The following is a 1,436-nucleotide window of genomic DNA, read 5'->3' as shown; positions in this document are numbered from 1 at the left end:
TGGTGACCGTGTCATCGACATCGGTCCATGGACATCGCGATACCCGCAGCCAGGCCGCGAAGTGCTCCGCCTCTGAACGGTAGGCTCGCGCCACCCCCTTCGCGAGTTGGAGGCCATCGATCATATGCGAATAGTCAGCAAGATGACGCCCGAGATCGTAAATCCCATCGGCTACGTCGATGTAACCCTGGTCTTCGAGAAACCGGACAAAGCGCCTGACACGCGCCGCAAGATCGGCCTTGTAGGCTGTCGCTTGCGCTGAATACCTTGGGCACCGGCATCGATGCTGCTCAAAACGGCGCACGATGCGATCATCAACCGTCCCGAGCGCAATCCCGCGTAGTCCCAGCCAACACAGAAAATGGCGGATCGCTGCGCTGTACAGGACCGCACAGGCGGTTCCCTCTTCAACCGACAGAGAGGAGAGGAATGCACTGAATAGGGCGTTAGTACTGGGCGGCTCTCCAACCCTGCTTGGTGCAGGCTGAAACGACACAAATGATCTTGTTGGCATGGTGGTTCCTTCGACATGTTGAGGTCGAAGGACCGGTAATTATCTGGAGTAAAATCATGACGAACCGACGCAATCCCGCGCCTCCGGCTGCGACGCTCGACATAAACTGCGACTGCAAAGAATATGTCTAATGCTGAGCTCAGCATTAGACGTATTCACGCGGGGACAGATCGATATCGAGCGCTTCGCGCTCTTCCACGGTAAGGTCGGCAAGGCGTCGGTCGAGCATGGCCTCGGCGGTCGAGACCAGCTGCACGACAACCGAATGCTCTTCGCCAAGCGCTACTTCCATCGCGGGGATCAGGCTCGGCAATTTCATCGAGAGCAGGAGCTGGGCAAAGAAGCGCTGCTTGGTGCCTTCGAAGATCGACAGCGCCGCAGCCTTGGCATTGCGATTGAGCGTATCGCCGCTGTCCTCGTCGACCACGCGGGTTGCTTCGAGCGCAGCTTCGAGGTTGCGGTGAATGATCGCCCAGGCATCAGCATAGGCATCGTAGGCTCGGACCTGCGCTTCGGTCAGGCTGTGTTCGAGGATTTCGTACTCGACCCCTGCAAAGGACAGCGCACGGGCAAGGTAGAGTCCTTGGGCCTTGAGGTCGCGGGCGACGAGCTCCATCGCCGCGACGCCGCCAGCGCGGATCTCGGTCATGAACGCCTCGTGGGTCGGGAATGCGGTCTCGGGTCCCCACAGACCAAGCCGGGAGGTGTAGCCGAGGTTGGCGATATCCGAGGCGCCGGTGGCCGAAGCATAAAGCACGCGGGCGCGCGGGAGATGGTTCTGCAGCCTGAGGCCCGCCATCCCTTGTTCGGAGCCCTTGACCTTGCCGCGGGTTGAAGAGCCCCCGAGCGCATTAGCCATCGCATGGGCTTCGTCGAAAGCGATCACGCCGTCGAAATCCTCGCCCGCCCAGGCAAGGATCTG

1 protein-coding gene and 1 pseudogene are annotated in these 1,436 nt (G+C 60.5%); both read right to left on the bottom strand.

Translation table 11 applies throughout. The annotated features are described in order from the left end of the window. Positions 1 to 514 (bottom strand): annotated as a pseudogene (locus ED21_RS15880) (integrase); the annotation flags it as partial. A 145-nt stretch (positions 515 to 659) separates the two neighbouring features. Beyond that, positions 660 to 1,436 (bottom strand): strawberry notch-like NTP hydrolase domain-containing protein (locus ED21_RS14495; RefSeq protein WP_006834680.1); only part of this gene is annotated, 777 nt, incomplete at its 5' end.

Origin of the sequence: Erythrobacter sp. SD-21 (genome assembly GCF_000181515.1) — a bacterium.
Classification (GTDB): domain Bacteria; phylum Pseudomonadota; class Alphaproteobacteria; order Sphingomonadales; family Sphingomonadaceae; genus Qipengyuania.
Note: the sequence above shows the minus strand (reverse complement) of the source record. Positions and strands in the feature narration are given on the sequence as shown.